5 protein-coding genes are annotated in these 21,177 nt (G+C 42.7%); all 5 read right to left on the minus strand.

What is annotated here, in order from left to right; translation table 11 throughout:
• Nucleotides 1–4,114: beta-ketoacyl synthase N-terminal-like domain-containing protein (locus tag J7545_RS18045; protein WP_318719945.1), on the minus strand; the 4,114-nt coding region annotated here is incomplete at its 3' end.
• Between the two features lie 66 nt (nt 4,115–4,180).
• Complete coding sequence (locus J7545_RS18050; protein WP_318719946.1) at nt 4,181–8,935, minus strand: non-ribosomal peptide synthetase; 4,755 nt, start codon at nt 8,933–8,935, stop codon at nt 4,181–4,183.
• Nucleotides 8,932–15,465: an SDR family NAD(P)-dependent oxidoreductase gene (locus J7545_RS18055; protein WP_318698333.1), complete on the minus strand. Its 6,534-nt coding sequence runs from the start codon at nt 15,463–15,465 to the stop codon at nt 8,932–8,934. Before J7545_RS18055 ends, J7545_RS18050 begins: the two co-directional genes overlap by 4 nt.
• Before the next feature lie 31 nt (nt 15,466–15,496).
• Entirely contained in the window at nt 15,497–20,443 is a 4,947-nt protein-coding gene (locus J7545_RS18060; RefSeq protein WP_318698332.1) for a type I polyketide synthase, read from the minus strand.
• A gap of 1 nt (nt 20,444) precedes the next feature.
• A partial coding sequence (locus J7545_RS18065; protein ID WP_318719947.1) for a beta-ketoacyl reductase occupies nt 20,445–21,177 on the minus strand: 733 nt, incomplete at its 5' end.

The raw sequence follows: 21,177 nt of genomic DNA on the forward strand, positions 1-21,177 counted from the left end.
GATTTTCTCCAATAGTTGTCTTTATCTCTTGGCAAAAACGCTCCAAGTCTTCTGGATTCGATGGGTTTAGCTCCACACTTCCGGTTTCTGTATGCTGGTAGGTTTCCCCGATAAATACCATGAAAGTGCGATCGCCTCTTTTTTCCAAGATATTCTTCAGTCTTTCTCCCACACCATATTTATCGCTGAATACGATCCAATTTCTTGGTTGTAGTGTTTTTCTCTGCTGCTGTTGAGGGCTGGCTTTTTGCCATTCTATTGTATAGAACAGTTTTTGTAGTGAAACTTCAGAGTAATGTAGGGGATTGTGTAGAATTTCTTGGTTCCACTGGTAAATTTCCTCTACTGATAACTGGTCTTGTTTTTGGGCTGTGATTACGACATAGCTGACGAGCTGCTTACGCAACATCTTGTAGAGGTTGTCATAAGATTGCAACCCTATTCTGGCGTTTTCGTTTAAATTATTGCTTTTACATATATAGTTGAAATTCTCTGTGAAATTTGAATCATCTAGTCCATTAGCAATTTCCTGACTAATATCTACATACTGTATGATTTTTAGATGGTTTTTCGAGAGTAAATCCAGCCATTCTGGTTGAGTGATAAGATAGGATGAGTGAGCATCATAATCGATACTAAATGAGGCGTTGGAGATGAAATCTGCAAAGACTAAATGACCTTCACTATTGAGGTGATTTTGGATATTCCAAAATAGTTCTTCTTTCTTTTTGATGTGACAAATGACTTCAAATCCATAGATCAGATCGTAATGGTCTGGAAACTCATCCTGGGAACTATCCCCATTGATTATTTTGATCCGCTGTTCCAGATCAAATTGATTAATTCTTTGATTTCCCAATTCTACTTGTCGATCTGATATGGTATAGCCACAAAGCTCTAAGTGATTATACTTCTGACCTAGGGTTATTAAATCTGTACCATGGCCACAGCCAATATCTAGAACTTTCTGACAAGCAGAAAAGTCAACTTTCTGCCAACCTATGTTTCTAATCTCTTGCTGGGCTATTAATGCTAATTGTTGGTATCTTTCTTGTGTGTTGGATTTATGAGACAATAGAATCCATGAAAATCCTCTAATAACTCCCGGCAGAGGAACATAGTTCAAAATCGCCTGTTCATGAACATAAGAAGTTAACTCATCATAAAAATCCCCGACTATATAATCCTGATTTTGAAGATATTTTTGATACCTAGAAGTCAAGGTCTCTAACAACTTAGGTAATAATTTTTGTTCATCTTCTGTTAAGTCTTCAGATAACTTCAGTTCTTGAGTTAATCCTGCTGTATCTCCTTGTCTCAGAAGTTTAAGAACTAAATTTGAACTTTGATTCGTAGGATTCTGATCTTGATTTTCAGGAGTTTCCACCCAATAACGTTGCCATTGGAATGGATAGGTCGGTAATACTACTTTCTGACGACTATAGTCTGAGTCAAACCCTGACCAATCTATTGTTGCCCCTTTCACATATAGTTGCCCTAAGCTTGATAGCATTTGTTGCCACTCATCTTTCAAAAGCGCAGCATCCTCTGATTTATCTCTTTCTAAGGAAGACTGGAGAGGGATTTGATTCGGACGCAATGAGGGCAACCATTCTCCCCTGTTTTCTCTGACACATTGCCTTCCCATTCCTAACAATATGGGTTTGGGGCCAATTTCCAGGAAGGTTTCATATCCTTGTTCTTCCAGAGTTTTCATACTCTGAGCAAATCTTACGGGTTGACGCACATGACCTACCCAATATTCAGCAGTGGTTATTTCTGCACCTACTTGAGTCCCCGTTACATTTGAGATTAGTGGTATTTTGGGTTCATTATAAGTTATCTCTTTAGCCACTGTTTCAAATTGTGTTAACATGGGTTCCATCAATGGTGAATGGAAGGCATGGGATACCTGTAATTGTTTGGTCTTAATTCCTAGATTTTTGAAGATATCACAAATAGTTGCTATAGCTCCACTGTCACCAGAAATTACTATACTTTCTGGTCCGTTAACTGCTGCTATTGTCACTTGAGAAGTATATTCTTTTATGGCCTCTTTTACCTGAGATTCTGATGCCATTACAGATACCATCTCACCACCGGAGGGTAATTTTTGCATTAACTGTCCCCGCATGGCTATTAGTTTGAGACCGTCTTCTAGGCTGAATACTCCGGCAATACAAGCTGCTACATATTCCCCGACGCTGTGACCCATGACACCATTGGGTTTGATTCCCCATGAATCCCATAATTTGAAGAGGGCGTATTCTAAGGAAAATAGGGCAGGTTGGGTATAAGCTGTTTGGTCTAAAAGACTTGATTTTTGTGCGTCTTTGGGGTAAATAATTTCTAATATGGATGTTTCCAAATAGGGTTGAAGAATTTGGTCACATTGCTCTAAAGTTTGACGGAAAATCCGTGCTTTTTCATACAGTTGTCTTCCCATGTTTATATATTGGGAACCTTGACCTGTAAATAGAAATGCAATTTTTACGATCTTACTATTGAGTGACTTTCCATAAAATTGTCCTATTCCGTATTCTTTTCGTTGGTAAGATTTGATTTTTTCTAGTAATTCTTGCTGGGTTGCTGCAATAGTAGCTAGACGATGATTGAAGTGTTTACGTCCTGTGTTTGCCGTATAGCAAATGTCTGCAATTTCTAATTCCTGATGAGTTTCTAGATGATTTTGATAATGAGATACCAATTGTTCCAGTGCTTCTGGAGTTTTTGCTGAGAGGGTTAAACAATGAACCGGACGCTCTGGGGAATTTTCTTTCTTAATGGGTTCTGGAGCTTCTTCCAGGATTACATGAGCGTTTGTTCCTCCAATGCCAAAGGAACTAACTCCTGCTCTACGAGGAGTTCCATTGGTTTTCCATTCGGAAAGAGTGGTATTAACATATAGTGGACTATTGGCAAAATCTATTTTAGGGTTAGGTTGTTCAAAATGTAGGGTTGGTGGTAGTACTTTATGTTTGAGAGCTAAAACTGTTTTGATTAGTCCGGCTACTCCTGCGGCTGCATCTAAATGACCCATATTGCTTTTTAGGGAACCAATGGCACAGAAACCTTTCTTTTCCGTACTATACCTAAAAGCCTGGGTCAGAGCTGCAATTTCTACTGGATCTCCCAGCTCTGTCCCTGTGCCATGAGCTTCTATGTATGAGATGGTTTCTGGATCTACTCCGGCAACAGCATGAGCCTCTGAAATAACTGCTGCTTGACCTTCTATGCTAGGTGCGGTGTAGCCAACTTTTAAGGAGCCATCGTTATTAATGGACGATCCTTTGATTATGGCTTGGATAGAATCTCCATCGGCGATCGCCTGATTCAGCCGCTTAAGAAGTATAATACCCACACCATCACCGGGTATTGTACCTTTGGCTTTAGCATCAAAGGCTCGACAGTGTCCATCGGGAGAGAAAATCATTCCCTCTCGATATAAGTGTCCAGCTTTCTGGGGAACCTGGATGGAGACACCACCAGCAAGAGCAAGATCGCATTCCCCATTAAGCAAACTTTGACAAGCCATGTGAACCGCAACTAAGGAGGTTGAACAAGCTGTTTGAACATTGATTGCAGGCCCTCTTAAATTTAGCTTGTAAGCGACACGAGTGGCCAGGAAATCCTTATCACTGTTGATCATTAACTGATAAGAGTTCGATGGATTATTAGAATCGTGGTTTGGATAAAGATTCTTTAATAAGTAGTGGTTCATGCCAATACCAGCATAAACTCCAATTAAACCTTCATAGGTCTCTGGATTGTATCCCCCTCTTTCTATCGTTTCCCAAGCACATTCAAGAAATAAACGTTGTTGCGGATCTATGTATTCAGCTTCCTTGCGACTGTAGCTAAAGAAATTAGCATCGAACATATCGATGTCTGACATCATAGCACGGGCTTTTACATAGTTAGGATCGTCGAGCAATTCAGCTTTAATACCAGACTTTAGTAATTCTTGATCTGAGAAAAAAGAAATAGACTCAACGCCATCTTTAAGATTCTGCCAAAATTGATTGAGGTCTGGAGCTTTTGGAAAACGACCGGACAGGGCAATAATGGCTATACTTAGATCGTCTACTGAATTGGCTTCATCTTGTAGATTCATTTCTGGCTCCTCACTTATCTTACTGATTTCAATCTATTCATCAACACGGCGTATTCAATACTTGCATTAATCTCTAGATTGAGGTCGAGAACGATGCTTTTGTCTCCGTTCTAGTCTTTGTTTCATCATGTTTTTTCCTTCTTTTAAGTTGGTATTACGAATATTGCGGGCTTCTTTCGAGTCACGGTCGTTAATACTTTCACCTTTGATATACTGACTCAAATGATAAATTGTTGGATACTTTAAAAGATCGACGACTTGAAGTTTGGTCTTAAATATTCCTTGGAGTATAGCACTTACTTGTATCAATAGCAAGGAATTTCCTCCGACTTCAAAAAAATTATCATAAATCCCTACTTTTTCCAGTTGAAGCACATCTTGCCAAACTTGAGCAATCTGTTGTTCTGTTTCAGATTTAGGTACGACATATTCAGTGTAAGAGCGATGGTTTGTTTTGGAGCTGGGCAATTTTTTACGGTCTACTTTTCCATTGGGGGTCAAGGGAAGTGACTCTAGCAGTACAAAAGCTGAGGGAACCATATACTGAGGTAGACGCTTTTCAAGAAAAGTGCGTAGTTTAGGAACGAGCTGCTGAGATAAATTACGTTGTAAAGGATTGTTGCTGTAAACCGTCCAAGGTTTTAGCTCGCACTTTTCTCTTGGTATAGGAGGGCATCTATTCTCAATTCGTGCTGATAATTTTTTCCAACATATAACATCATACGAATCAGGTGACTCAAGATCTGACCACGTAATGTAGATGTGATAAGCAAACTCATCACTCAAATCCCAAAATTCTTCAGGATCTATACCTTTTTCTAGAGTGTTTTTTTCTAAGGTTTTTCGGGGGTTTTCGACCTCAATCAATTGATCTTTTCTAGTCAAGAGTTGCTTGAGCTTAATTTGAGGTTGGAGGCGTGCATTGGGAACATTTTTGACGATCAGTATCTCTGGCTGCTTTTGGGCAAAAATGTGCTTGATAGAGGGTAAGGTTAGTTGCTCCTGTTGCCAATTGAGCAATTCAGGGCTGCTACTTGGGGACAAAACGTCTTTTTCTATATGAAGAATCACATCATAGCGAAATGTTGTCATTTCATTATGGACACGACCGCGCTTGAGTTGAATCTCTACCTGACTAATCTGGGGTAAATGCTGCTGTAGTGCTTGGAAAAAGGTTGGATCGATTACCAATTCCTCTTCTTCTTTTAATTTTTTTTGTACTCGATCCCATAGATCTTCTAAGGTTAGATCGTCAGCAGCTTGGCTCAATACTATATCAGTATGAAAGGTTTCTAGTAGTCGTAAGCTCCGCACATCTCCGATAAAAATCTGACCCCCAGGTGCCACTAATTTGATTGCATTTTCCAATACTCCTACTAAGTATTCAATACTAGGAAAATATTGGATAACTGAGTTGAGGATTACTCCATCAAAGGATTCTTTCTTCAGGGTTTGAAAATCGTGGGCAGCTTGGTTGTAGAGTTTGACATGAGACCAATTGCCCTCTAAGGTTTTCAATTGCTGTTCAATATAAGAAATCGCTTTGTCGGAAATATCGGTAGCACAATAGCGGGAAGTGTGGGGAGCAATCTTGAAGAGCAACAGACCTGTGCCACAACCAATCTCTAGGATGCGATCGGGTTTGAAATCAAGAATGCGCTCAATGGTATAATTTAACCATTGAGACATCTCTTGTTCGGGGATGGGTTGACCGGTATAACTATCTCTCCAAATCAGAGGGTTGAAATTTGAGGCTCCATCAACGGTGGTCTGTTGATAGAGATTATTCCTGAGTTGTTGCCATTGTAATAGGCGATCGCGGTGAGCTTGATTGATAGAGTCACGAGAATTTGGGTCTTGACCTTGGAAGTTGGGGACAATATAGGCGATCAGGGGCTTGTCACTCAAGCGATCGCGATCGGTAATGACGACTGCTTCTTGTACCTCTGGATGCTGAGTCAAGATTGATTCAATTTCTCCGAGTTCAATACGGAACCCTCGAATCTTGACTTGGTTATCCATTCGACCTAGATAATCAATCGTGCCATCGGGTAAATATCGAGCTAAATCCCCGGTTTTATACAATCTTGAGCTTTGACTTTGAATGTGCAAACCCTCAAAAGGGTTGGGGATAAATTTCTCTTGAGTTAATTCGGGGCGGTTAAGATATCCACGAGCCAAACCGACTCCACCGATATGGAGTTCCCCTGGTACACCAATAGGGGTAGGTTGGTGATAACTGTCTAGGATATAAATTTCGGTATTACCAATGGGACGACCAATGGGTGTAATTACAGGACTCTCTTCTGTTGGTTTTAGCCGATCGCCTACCTGGTAAAGGGTTGACCAGATTGTCGTTTCCGTCGGACCATAAAGATTCCAGACTTCCTTAGCTATCTCTCGGAGTTGATCTGCCAATTGGGCAGGTAAAGCTTCACCTCCAGACAATAATTTCGCGTCCAGCTTGTGATTGGCTAAACCTGCCATTAATAGCATTTTCCAAGTAGCAGGGGTTGCCTGCATCACTGTGGCTCCAGATTCTAATAACTGGGGTAAGAGCCTGTTGCCATCTATGGCAATTTCACGGGGAACTAATACGACTGATGCGCCTACGATGAGGGGCAGATAAAGTTCTAATGCTGCAATATCAAATGAGATGGTTGTAATGGCATTAAACGTATCGACTCTTGTCAATTCCAGATAATGGTTCATGGATACGAGGAAATTGACGAGAGACTGATGACAGATTTGAACTCCTTTAGGTTTACCTGTAGAACCAGAAGTATAAATAACATAAGCTCGATTCTCTGGAGCCACTGCGCTGGTAGGATTTTGCTCAGGATATGATGCGATCGCCGGCCAATCCCGATCCAAGCAGACCGTTTTAGCCTGATGTTCTGGTATAAGCTCTAACAATGACTCGGTGGTTAGCAAGACCGGCACAGCAGAGTCTTCTAACATATAAGCTAACCGTTGCTGCGGATAGCTCGGATCGATGGGGACATAAGCGCCTCCAGCCTTCAGTATCCCCAAAAGTCCCACTAACATTTCTATAGAGCGATCGATACATAAACCGATCAGCACTTCTGCTCTTACGTCCAAACTGTGCAGATAATGGGCTAACTGATTCGCACGTTCATTCAAATCTCGATAAGTCAACCGGCGATCGCCAAAAATCACTGCCACAGCATCCGGAGTGCGCTTAACCTGCTCTTCAAACAACTGATGAATACAGCGATCCTGTGGATATTCCGTAGCCGTGTTATTCCATTGCTCAAGTAACAGATGCTGTTGTGCCTCCGGCAACAAAGGCAGTTGCCCCACATTTTGCTCGGGATGATGAACAATTCCAGCTAACAACGCCTGATAATGGCTAGCCATCCTCACAATCGTTTGCTCATCAAATAGATCTGTATTGTATTTGAAGAATCCCATCATAGATGAATCTTCCTCAATCATTTCTAAAGTCAAATCAAACAGACTTTCATACTGAGCCAATGCAAACGGCTCTACGTTCCATTTTCCCCAATTGACTACAGTTTTCTTTCGGCTAGATAACAGCTTTTGTACCGTTTGAGCGCCTTGAAAATTTTGCAGCATAAAGTAAGCTTGAAAAAGAGGGGAGCGACTCGAATCTTGCTCTACATTTAATCGCTGGACTAACAAAGAAAAAGGATAATCTTGATGAGCTAAAGCCTCAATAACCGTTTGGCGCACCTGAGATAGGAAGTCCTTAAAGCGAGGATTTCCTGAAAGACTTCCCCTCATCACAACTTGATCGACAAAGTACCCAACAATCGGTACAAACTCAGGTTTAGACCGACCAAAAGTAGGAGAGCCGACCAAAATATCTTCTTGATTTGTGTAACGAGATAGAAGAATTTGAAAAGCTGCCAACAAAACCATATAAAGAGTCGCCCCTTCCTCCTGAGCTAGTGCTTTTAGGCGTTCAGTCAGTTCTTGAGGCAAATTGAAAGGGTAAGCAGCACCGTTATAGGTTTGTATCGGAGGTCGCGGTTTATCGGTCAGTAAATTCAAGACCGGCAAATCCCCTACCAGTTTTTGTCGCCAATAACCCCAGAGACGCTCTCCTTCAGTTCCGGCTAACAAACTCCTTTGCCAACTCACATAATCTTGGTAAGAGTTATCTATTGAAGGCAGAGATATTTCAACACCTGTCTGTTGAGCTTCGTACAGTTCTGGTAGCTCTTTGACAATAGAACTCATAGACCAACCATCCCAAGCAATATGATGTATGGTCAACAACAGGATATGGTCTTTTTCTGAATGGCTAAACCACCTGATTCGCATGACGGGTTGATTTTCCAGATCGAACGGTTGACGATGAATTTGAAGAACATTTTCGTACAACTCATCCTCATTCCAACTCGAAGCATCAATCTCCAGGAAGTCCAAAGATTGATTTTGATGGACTTGTCGAACCATGTCTTGACCCAATTTTGGGAATGTACTTTGCAGCATGGGATGGCGGTGTCTTAACCCCTCAAAAGTTTGCTGCAAAATAGCCAGATCTACCGGAGAATAAATACGAACCGCAAATGACAAATTGTAAGTATAGCTTTGTGGGGCAAGTTCCCATAAAAATCTGAGACCTCTTTGACCATAGGATAGAGGATAGACCTGCAATAAATCGGGCTGTTCCCGCAATAACTGCACAATTTGAGTTTTGTACTGCTTCAGTTGAGCAATAACATCAGAGGTTAATACCTCTTGGGAACCTCCAGTACGCAGTTTGTCACCAGCACACCATAACTTGACCCCTTTGAGAGATAGATCTTGTAAAAACTCCACTAAGTTCATAGTTCCACCTCTATCCAATTACTCTCTTTATTTTCATCCAGTTGCTCTTCCTTACTCGATTCAATCCTTGGCTGGTTATCTGTTTTAATCCGTTGTTGCTGAATCTCAGTTGCTAGAAGCTCAATCGTAATTCCTTCCATAAATCGGGTAGCTGGAATATCGACTAAAAGCTCAGTTTGAACCTGATTTCGCAATTCCACAGCCATCAATGAATCCAGTCCCATCATAGTTAGAGATTTTTGTAACTCTATTTGAGAAACCGTCATCCCCATAATATGAGCAATTTTGGTTTGGAGATAAGCGGTTAATAGTGTTTCTTGTTCACGATCAGAAGCAAGATCGAGCTGTTCTAAAATCCGAGAGTTCCGATCCGGTTCTCCTGATTTTGTGGTAAACGCTTCTAAAAATGGGAGCTTTGCCAATCCTGGCATCTGTCTAAAAAACTCCTGCCAATTCACCGGAAACACCCCGACTTGGCTTTGAGATCCTGACAACAATGAACCCAATGCTTGCATTCCTAATTCGGGTTCAATTGCCACTACCCCGGTACTGTGCATTCGATTTTGATGTTCCATTGCTAAACGAGCCGCCATTCCTGCTGTTGCCCAGGCTCCCCAGTTAATACTCAATCCGGGCAAACCCTGACCTTGGCGATAGTGAGCGATTGCATCCATAAAACCATTTGCCGCAGCATAATTGCCTTGGCCAAAATTGCCCAACATCGAAGCCATTGACGAGAAACACACAAAGAAATCTAAAGGTAAATTCCGAGTCAGTTCATGTAAATACCAGGTTCCTGACACCTTGGGAGACATCACGTTCATAAATTTCTCCCAGCTCATCTTTTGTAATACCCCATCATCCAACACCCCAGCAGCATGAATCACTCCTTTGAGTGGAGGGAGCGAAGTCGATATTTCTTCTAAGATATTCATTACAGACTCTTGAGTAGAAATATCCCCTAATAAAACACGGACCGATGCTCCTGCTGCTTCTAACTGCTCGATCGCGTTTTGTGCCGTTTCATTCGGACTTCTTCGCCCCGTTAATACGATATGCTTGGCTCCTTCGGATACCATCCATTGGGCGACTTCCAAACCTAAAGCCCCTAAACCTCCTGTAATTAGATAACTTGCGTCTGGTTTGATCGATTTTTGGTCTTCTCCAGTTTCTGGCAGAGAAACGACCACTTTTCCGATATGCTTACCCTGTTGCATATATCGGAAAGCCGCTTGCACTTGTGTACTTGGGAATACCTTATAAGACAATGGCTTCAGTGTTCCTGATGAACATTGTTGGTTTAATGCTTCTGAAAATTCCGCAATTAAACCGGGTTGTTGTTGGATCGTCACTCCAATATCAAAAGGCAAGTATTCAGCATCTGGCCGTGTCTCCATTACCTTTTGTTTGTCCCAAATTCCGATTTTGCCAATTTCTACAAATCGTCCTTTGTTCCCTAAAACCGCAAAACTCCGATCGATGAAGTCTCCATTCAGACTATTTAAGACGATATCTACACCTTTCCCCCCAGTAAGACTCATTATTTCATCGGCAAACTCTAAAGTCCGGGAATTCATGATGTGTTTGACTCCCATAGATTTGAGAAACTCCCACTTGGGAGGACTCGCTGTAGCAAAGACTTCCGCTCCTACTTGGAGTGCGATTTGAACTGCCGCTTGCCCTACCCCTCCAGCCGCAGCATGAATTAATACCTTATCGCCTGGCTTAATCTTAGCCAAGTATTGTAACCCATAGTAAGCTGTAGCAAAAGTCAAGGGTAAAGTGGCCGCTTCCGTAAAGCTCAGATTGTTCGGTTTAGCCATAACTAACTCAGCAGGAGTAGTAACAAAACTACTAAAGCCATTGTGAACTATAGCCATCACTTCATCTCCCACCTGCCACTCAGAGACCCGTTCTCCGACAGATGCAATACGCCCGACACATTCTAAGCCAAAGTTAAGTTGAGCTACGTCAGTAATCCCCAATACCTGAGCATAATAGTCTTTCAGTAAACCCAAGGAATTGAGTACATCTCGGAAGTTTAAACCGGCTGCTTTGACTTCAATTTCCACTTCATTCTCTTGTGGAGTCCGACGTTGCATGACCTGCCAGTTGAGGTTGTCTATCAGTCCATATTCAGACAACTTCAACTCTAGGGGTTGACGTTCTAATCCTAAGTTTTCTTCTGAGCTAATTCGCGGTTTTTGTTGTCGGATTAAGCGAGCTACATAACGAACTCCCTGACGAATTGCAATCTGGTCTTCATTACTCTTCGCCAAGAGTTCATCGACTAAACTAGGGAGCATTTCAGAAAGACTCGATTTGGGATCTAAATCTATTCGGCAACATTTTAATTCTGGGTGTTCTAGACGAATTACACGCCCTAGTCCCCATAAACTGCCTTGTTGGGGTTGAACTACTTCTGCTTCGTCCCATATCTTCTGAGTCCCTTGAGTCACTAACCACATCGGTGTTGCATTACTTAATCCAGCTTCTGTTAAAGCTTGCCCTAAATGTAGGGCTGTTGCACAACCGAGTTCCTGAGCTGTTTGTAAATCGTCAGTTTCATTGATACCCCATAAGTGCAAAATACCTTTAATGTCAGAATGATCTTGCAACAGTTTGGGGAAGTGTTCGGCAACAGTGGGATTGAGTTGATAATGTTGAGTATCTAATTTCTGATAATCTGAACCTGGGGATACCCTAATATAGTTCTGTCCTCTTTCTTGTAAATACTGCCCAATAGACTCTGCTAATTCATCGGTCAATGCAAATACTAACCATTGACCAGCATTTTTACTAGATTGTGCAGTTTCGGTTAAAGGTTGAGCTTCCCAGCTAATTTCATAATACCAATCACTTAAATCGGAATCTAGACTCTTGAGTAAGGTTTCCGGATTTGCTTTCCTACCCTCAAAACCATTGACTTCAGCGACTAATTTCCCCGTTTGGTCAAATAATTGTATTTCGGCTTTCAGAATTTTTTCCTCTGATGCTCCTTCTTTCAATCCACGGGTATAACACCAAAGAAAATCACTCTCCGGTCGCTGATAAAAAGTAAACTTCTTTGTACTGAAAGGAACAAAAGTTTCGTTGTTGTCCCCAGAAAGACTGATGTTAAGCGCAGCCACTGACTGAAAGCAGGAGTCAATTAAGGCAGGATGGATTTGATATTTGAGAGCATCTAAGATTGTCTCAGGTACTTTCATTTGACACAGAATTTCTCCCTCTCCTAACCATACTTGGTCTATCCATCTAAAGCTTTTCCGTAATTGGACTTGTCTATCCCAGAGACTCTGGTAAATTTCTGTGCTTTCAATTTTTTGACTACAACGAGATTGAATGGCTTCGATGGTTTCTCTGGATTGCTGCTTGCGCTCGATTGTAGGAGAAATTTTTCCTGTAGCATGAACAGCCCAAGAACTATCATCATTAGAAGAGCTATCAAAACTAATGACTTGAAATGAATAGGAGTTATTCTGTGGAGTAAGAGCTACCTGAACATTACGCATTCCTTGTTCAGGAATGGCTAAGGCTTGGGGAAACAAAATATCCTCTAGTTGACACCCGGTGGTAGAAAAGGTTAGAGAGGCACTTCCTAACAATAGGGAAATGTGACTGGCACCAGGTACGACCACTTTTTCATAGATTCGGTGATCGGCTAAAAAGGGTAGGGCATAGGTGCTAAATTCGGACTCAAAAAAGATATCTTTTGATAACGGAGATTGAAATTTTCGATTAATCAGAGGATGAAGTTTAGGTGTAGAGATAGCTTGAGAATTTCCAGTTTCTATCCAATACCTTTCCCGCTGAAATGGATAAGTGGGTAAGATGACTTTCTGGTAGCCATAATCTGGGTTTAAACCTGACCAGTCTACTTGAGTCCCCCGTACATATAACTGTCCTAAACTTGAGAGGAGCTGTTGCCATTCATCCACTCCAGGACGTAAAGAGGGTAGCCATACTCCCACATCTTCTGGTAAACATTGACGACCCATCCCCAGTAATATGGGTTTGGGGCCAATTTCTAGGAACAATTCATACCCTTGCTCCTTTAGGGTGTTCATACTCTGGGCAAATTTCACGGGTTGTCGGACATGATTGACCCAATATTGAGCCGTAGCCATGTCTGAACCTACTTTTTGACCCGTGGCATTGGATAGGATGGGTATCCGAGGCTGACTATAGGTGATTTCCTGAGCAACTGCTTCAAATTCTGCCAACATTGGCTCCATCAACGGGGAATGGAAAGCATGGGAGACTTGTAAAGGCTTGGTTTTAATGCCTTGTGAGGCTAATTTACTGCAAAGGGTGGCGATCGCCCCACTCTCCCCGGAAATCACTATACTCTCTGGCCCGTTTATAGCTGCAATTGTTACTTGGTAATTAGACTCGCCTATAGCTTCTCTAACTTGAGATTCTGATGCTAACAAAGACACCATTTCACCACCCGGAGGTAACTGCTGCATCAACCTCCCCCGCATGGCAATTAATTTCAAACCCTCTTCTAAACTGAAAACTCCTGCTACAGTTGCTGCTACATATTCGCCCACACTATGACCCATCGCCACATTGGGTTTAATCCCCCAAGATTCCCATAACTGAGCGAGGGCATATTCTATAGCAAACAAAGCTGGTTGAGTATAAGCGGTTTGGTCTAAGAGACTTGAGTTTTGTGCATCTTTAGGGTATAGAACTTCTAATAGAGGGACTTCTAGATAGGCTTGTAAAATTTGGTCGCATCGATCTAAAGCTTGACGAAACGTTGGCACCGTTTCATAGAGTTGCCTTCCCATATTCACATACTGGGAACCTTGACCTGTGAAGAGGAACGCTATTTTTGGACTTGGGCTACTTCCATCGAGTTGCCCAGAAAATACGCCAACGACTTCTTTCTTCGTTTTCCAGTCAACCAGTTTTTCTCTTAATTCCTTTGGCTCAGAAGCAATCATGGCTAGTCGATGATTAAAATGCGCTCTGCCTGCATTAGCCGTATAACAGATATTTGCTAGGGGTAACTCTGGATGATTTTCTAAATAGTTGTGATAACGACTGACTAAATCTTCTAACGCTTGTTCTGTTTTAGCTGAGAGCGTTAAGAGATGAATCGAACTTTTCAAGTCATCTTCACTGTTGTCTGCTTTGGGTGCTTCTTCTAAAATAATATGAGCATTGGTACCACTAATCGCAAAAGAACTTACGCCTGCTACTCTTTTCTCCCCTGATGAGAGCCAAGGGGTGAGTTGAGTTGGGACTTTTAAAGGTATATTCTCCCAATCAATATAGGGACTAGGATTAGTAAAATGCAGATTAGGGGCAATTTTTTGATGTTGCAGTTGCAAAACTACCTTGATCGCACCAGCAATTCCAGCAGCAGCTTCTAGATGACCGATATTGGTTTTAACTGAAGCGATATGTAATGGATTTTCGCGATCGCGCCCCAGCCCAAACACGCTAGATAAAGCTCTCACTTCCATCGGATCTCCCAGAGAAGTTCCGGTACCGTGAGCTTCCACATAACTGACTCGATCCGGTTCTAGTTTGGCTGCTTTGAGAGCTTGCTGAATCAGTTTTTCCTGAGCCAGTTTATTCGGCACAGTCAGTCCGCTACTGGGCCCATCATGATTAACAGCAGAACCCCGAATGACGGCCTGGATATTGTCCCCATCCTTGCGTGCATCCGACAAACGCTTCAGCACCATGATGCCACATCCCTCTCCCCGACCATAACCATCAGCAGCCGCATCAAACGTTTTACACTTGCCATCGGGTGATAGAGCCTTTAATTTTGAGAGTGCAGTAGTGACTTGAGGAGCAAGAATCAGTTGAACTCCTCCAGCTAAAGCTAGATTAGACTCACCCTGACGCAGACTCTGACAAGCTTCATGTATAGCGACCAAAGAGGATGAACACGCTGTATCTATTGCCATGGATGGGCCTTGCAATCCTAAAAAGTAAGATAACCTCCCGGCTGCAAAACAAAACCCATTTCCGGTTGCATCGTAAGGGCTAATCTTTTCAACTTGGCTCAACCCCAAGTTCGCATAATCATTTTGACCAATACCCAGAAACACCCCGGTCTGAGTATTTTCTAATTCCTGGGGATTAATACCCGCTCTTTCTAAAGCTTCCCAACTTACTTCTAAAATAAAACGTTGCTGTGGGTCAAGGCTATGGGCTTCTTTACCAGAGATGCCAAAAAATTGCGGATCGAACCGATCGACTTGCTCCACGAATGCTGCGTGCCGAATATACATTTTTCCTGGAGCATCAGGGTTGGGGTCGTAGTAAGACTCTATATCCCAACGTTCTAAGGGAATCTCTCTAACCGAGTCTTTCCCATTCGATAATAATTCCCAGAAGCTTTCTGGCGTGTTGGCATTGCCTGGAAACCGACAACCGATACCAACGATCGCGATCGCTTCACTTTTTGAGCGCTCCATCCTCTCCAATTTAGCTTCAGCTTGTTTTAAAGCTAAAAACATCTGCTTGGATAATGAGAGTTGCTCTTTTTTCGTAGTCGGTTCCATAAAATTTTAGCCTTAACGTATAGGGTTAACTTTAGAGCATATTTTTTAGGGTTTCGAGTTGTTGAGCGGCTAGGGCTTCAAAATCCTCTTCTGAAATCTCTTCAAGATTTGGAAATAGATCCTCTTCCGAACCCTCCCTTTGACTCTGTCCACCAGAAACCTTCTCCTGTTCTTTTGCCTGCCATTCCATTAACTCCTCTACATATAAGGACAATTTTGCGATCGTTGGATATTCCATCGCTATGGTCTCAGGTAAATGGGTTTCCAGTTGATTTTGCAGTCGATTTTTTAATTCCACTGCCATTAAAGAATCCATGCCTATTTCCATAAATCCTAAATTCATTTCTGGTAACTGGGATGAACTTAAACCTAGCACCTGAACAACTTGCCCTCGAATGTGTTCAATTAAAATTTCTTGACGTTCCTCTGGTGATGCTGTCTCTAACTTGGCTAAAATATTGGCTTTGACGTTTTGCTTTAGTGTATCCTGTTCTCCCCATTCCTCTTTCTGTAATAATTCTCGCAGTAACGAACTGTTTTGAATCCCACTCCAATGCTTTGCTAATATCGACCACTGTATGGGGATTACGCCTACGCGATCGATAGAAGATAGATTTCCTAGCAGTACCTCCAAGGCATACATTCCTTCTTTTGGGCTAATCTCACTGATGCCACTGCTTTGAATTCGGTTTTGATATTCCACTGCTAAACGAGCCGCCATTCCTTCAGATGCCCAGGCTCCCCAATTAATCGCTAGTCCTGATAATCCCATGCTCCGACGATAACTAGCTAAAGTATCCATAAAGGCATTGGCTGCTGCATAATTTCCTTGACCGGGGGAACCCATTAAAGATGCTATTGACGAGAAACAAACAAAGAAATCTAAGGGCAGATTTTGAGTTAATCGATGTAAGTTCCAAGTTCCTATAACTTTGGGTGACATGACTTTAGTAAAACGTTCCCAATCCATCTGTTGTAGGATTCCATCATCTAGCACTCCTGCTGCATGAATGATTCCTTGGAGTCTTGGCATTGAGGTCTGAATTTCTTCTAGGATTTTGGCAATCTCTTCTTCCAGAGAAACATCCCCTAACAATACTTTAACTTGACATCCTTTTTGTTCTAATTTTTCTATGGTTTCTTGGACGTTTTCTGAAGGCGGGCGGCGGCCCGTTAAAACTATATTTTTAGCTCCCTTTTCTACTAACCATTGGGCGGTATATTGCCCTAAAGCTCCTAATCCTCCTGTTATTAAGTAACTCCCATCTGATGATAAGGATAGGGGTTGAGAAAATTCTGGAGGTTTTTGGTTTACGAGACGAGCAACATAGGTCTTTTCTCCCCGTAAGGCGAGATGATCTTCTTCTGGTTCATTTACTAATAATTGCCACAGCCTTTCTATTTCGTCTTCTGCTGGAGCTTGGGGGTCTAAATCCACTAATCCTCCCCATAATTGGGGATTCTCTATCGACACGGTTCGACCTAATCCCCATAGGGGTGATGTTGCTAATCCGGGGATCTGATTGTCTTTGGATAATACGGACTGAGAGCCACGAGTTACTAGCCAGAGTTGGGGATTGCTGGCGTTTTTGAGCAGAGTTTGTACCAGGTGCATCACGCTGCCACATCCCCATAATTGAGTTGCTTCTAATATGTTAGGGGTTAAATCTTTGGATTCTGGAGTGTCTAAACTCCACAAATGAATGAACTTTAATAAGGGCAGTTGATTCCGCTCTTGAACGTCTTGATAGAGTTGGTCAAATTCTTCGGGAATGGAAGGATTGAGCTGGTATTTTCCTGCTTCTGGTTGGTGATAGCTTTCGCTTCGGTAAACTAAGCTGTATTGATGACCCTGTTGTTGTAGTTTTTGGGCGAATTTTTCGGCTACGCCTGTGCTGTCGGCAAAAATCAACCAATGACTCGGTTGAAGGTTGGCTTTTGAGCTAGATCGATCTAAAGGTTTCCATTGAATTTCATAGAACCAGTTTTCGATCGCTGCTGCGGCTAACTGTTCCTGATGTTGTTTAGCTAATACCTCTAAGAGTTCGGGTAAAAGTTTACGCTGTTCGGGGGAAAAGTTTACTGCTTTTTCTAGCTGTTGAGCGATCGCCGCTGTTTTTCCTTGAGTAAGGAGTTTTACGACTTGAGTTTCAGTAATATTACCTGAAGTTTGAGGGGCTTCCTGTTCGTTTTCTGTTCTTTCGACCCAGCAGCGTTGTCGCTGGAATGGATAGGTGGGCAATGCTACTTTTTTGTGAGTAAAATCTTGGTCAAACCCTGACCAATTCACGGTTATTCCTTTGACATACAATTGTCCTAAGCTGGATAGCATTTGTTGCCATTCTTCTACCCCAGGACGTAAGGATGGCAACCATACTCCTACATTTTCTGGTAAACATCGAGATCCCATGCCGAGCAAAATGGGTTTCGGCCCGATTTCCAAGAACAGTTCATTTCCCTGCTCGTGCAACGTTTTTATACTTTGATAAAACTGTACGGGTTGTCGGATATGATTGATCCAATATTCTGCTTTAGTGACTTCATTTCCCGCCTTTTGTCCCGTTGTATTGGATACGAACTTTATTTTCGGTTGATGATAGGTGACTTCCCGAGCGACTCCTGCAAAATCGGCTAACATAGGCTCCATCAGGGGTGAATGAAAAGCATGGGACACCTGTAGAGGTTTGGTTTTAATACCCATTGCTTCTAGCTTACGACAAAGGGTGGCGATCGCCCCACTCTCTCCAGAAATTACCGTACTTTCCGGCCCATTGATCGCAGCTATGGCTACTTGGGCGCTATATTCTGCGATCGCCTCTTGCACCACCGATTTTGATGCCATCGCTGCCACCATCTCTCCACCCGAGGGTAACTGTTGCATCAACCGTCCCCGCATGGCGATTAATTTCAGACCTTCTTCTAAACTGAACACTCCTGCCACCGTTGCGGCCACATATTCTCCTACACTGTGACCCATGACTACAGTGGGTTTAATTCCCCAAGATTCCCATAACTTGAACAAAGCATATTCAATGGCAAATAAAGCCGGTTGGGTATAAGCGGTTTGGTCTAACAAACTAGAGCTTGACTTTTGTTCTTCTTTAGGGTAAAGAACTTCTAATAACGGATAGTCTAAATAGGGCTGTAAAATTTGGTCGCATCGATCTAAAGCTTGACGAAAAGTTGGCACAGTTTCATACAACTGCTTACCCATATTCACATACTGGGAACCTTGGCCGGTGAATAGGAACGCTATTTTAGAACTTGCGCTACCGCGATCGAATTCTCCACAAGAGAGGCCAACGACTTCCTGTCCTGTTTGCCAATCAAGCAGCTTTTCGGCTAATTCCTTTGGGTCAGAAGCCATCACTGCTAGTCGATGCTGAAAATGTTGCCTTCCTGTATTCGCCGTATAACAAACATCTGATATTGCCACATCAGGATCGGTTTCTAAATACGTTTGATAACGACTGACTAAATCTTCTAAAGCTTGTTCGGTTTTAGCAGAGAGCGTCAAGAGATGAACAGGACGTTTTAACTCATCTTGTCTGTTGCCTTGGTCACTGAGCGCAGTCGAAGTGTGCCTATTGCCTTCTTTTGGCGCTTCTTCCAAAAGGATATGAGCATTCGTTCCACCCATTCCAAAGGAACTCACTCCTGCTATTCTGGGTTTTTCCTCATCAGACCAAGACATTAATGAAGTCGGAATTTTTATGGGTAATTTATCCCAATCTACATGGGGATTCGGTTCTTTCAAATGCAAATGAGGCGGAATTTCCTGATGTTGAAGGGCTAAAATCACCTTCATCAAAGATGATACACCGGCTGCTGCTTCCAAATGCCCAAGATTGGTCTTAACTGACCCCACAATTAAAGGGGAATCTGCTGGACGATTTTTGCCGTATACTTCTGCCAGAGCTTCTATTTCAATGGGGTCTCCTAAAGATGTTCCTGTACCGTGAGCCTCTAAATAGCTAATTTGATGAGCTTCTAACTTTGCATTGCTCAAAGCTTGTTGAATCACCTGTTTTTGAGCCATTCTATTGGGAACGGTCATCCCACTACTGGGCCCATCGTGATTAACAGCAGAACCTCGAATAACGGCTGAAATCAGATCCCCATCACTGACGGCATCAGATAAGCGTTTCAAAACCAGGACACCACATCCTTCTCCCTGACCATAACCATTAGCAGCAGCATCAAATGTTTTGCAACGACCATCCGGGGATAGTGCCCTCAGTTGGCAACGACCAATCGTGCTGAAGGGCGATAAGATTAAATTCACTCCACCGACTAAGGCTAAGTTGGATTCTCCTGAGCGCAAACTCTGACAGGCGAGATGGGCAGCCACTAAAGAACTTGAACAAGCTGTATCGACCTGTATATTAGACCCTTGCAAACCCAAGAGATGGGAAATACGACCGACTCCAATACTTCTATTACTTCCCAGAGTCGGGTAACTTTTGGCTTCGTTGAAAATGACGGAAGAATAGTCATCGGTGGAGATGCCCATGAAGACACTGGTCTGACTATTCTTCAAGTTTGTCCAGGTTTGCCCAGAATTTTCCAGGGCTTCCCAGGTTACTTCCAAAAGTAATCGGTACTGAGGGTCTAAATTCACCGCTTCTCTGGGAGCAATCCCAAAAAACAAGGGATCGAACTGGTCAACTTGCTCGATAAAGCCCCCCTCTTTGGTATAAGTTTTCCCTGGAACTTCTGGATCGGGATCGTAATAAGCACTGACATCCCAGCGCTCGCCAGGAACGGGGGTAATGGCATCTATGCCATCATGCAATAAATTCCAGTATTTTGAGGGGTCATTCGCTCCTCCAGGAAATCGACAAGCCATTCCCACAATGGCGATCGGTTCGGTTTTGGCTTTATTGACGGCTTCAAGCTTACCCCGCATGTCCTTCAGGGTTTGCAAGACTTCTTTGGATAAGACGTTTGGTTGCTTTGTTGGGGAAGCATCGCTCATTTTAGTCTTCCTCCTTCAGTAACGCTTGAATTTCTTCTAATTCTGACGCGATCGCGCTATCAATCTCTCCTTCAAATTGCGTTTCTATCTTCTGGGGAGGACTTATCGTTTCACTCTCTTCAACACCCCCTGCTTCGTCTTGTTCTTCTGGGCAAATTTCTTCGATCAAATATTCCGCTAAGTCTTTAATATTAGACTTTTCAAACAACGTGGCTGTGCTAATCGAAGACCCAAACGTAGAACTCAACACATTTCTTAGCTCAACCGCCATCAAAGAATCCATTCCCATCTTAAAGAAGCCTAACTCAGGATCGGGAAGTTTAGATTTTGAGAATCCGATAATTTTAGCGACATCATTTTGCAAATGCTCGATGAGGATTTCGAGCCGTTCGCTTTCTGGCGCTCGATCGAGTTCTTGTAATACTTCCGATTTCTGTCCCGAACTCCGTTGTCCATCTGTTGCTTCTGAATCGAGTGAAATCTCTGTCAGAAATGCCCCTTTCCCTCCGAGTTCATAGAGTTCTTTAAATACATCCCAATTGATATCTGCCACTACCGTTTGAGGACTATTGCTGGCTAATACTTTCTCCAACGCCGCGATCGCTTTTTCTGGCTCTAGAGCTCTTACCCCCGTTTGCTTTAACCACTCCATCGCTTCTTCTGTTGCCATTCCACCTCCTGACCAAGGCCCCCAATTTATGCTATACGTTGCTAATCCCATCGATTGCCGATAA

The organism is Roseofilum sp. SBFL (assembly GCF_017746885.1).
Classification (GTDB): Bacteria; Cyanobacteriota; Cyanobacteriia; order Cyanobacteriales; family Desertifilaceae; genus Roseofilum.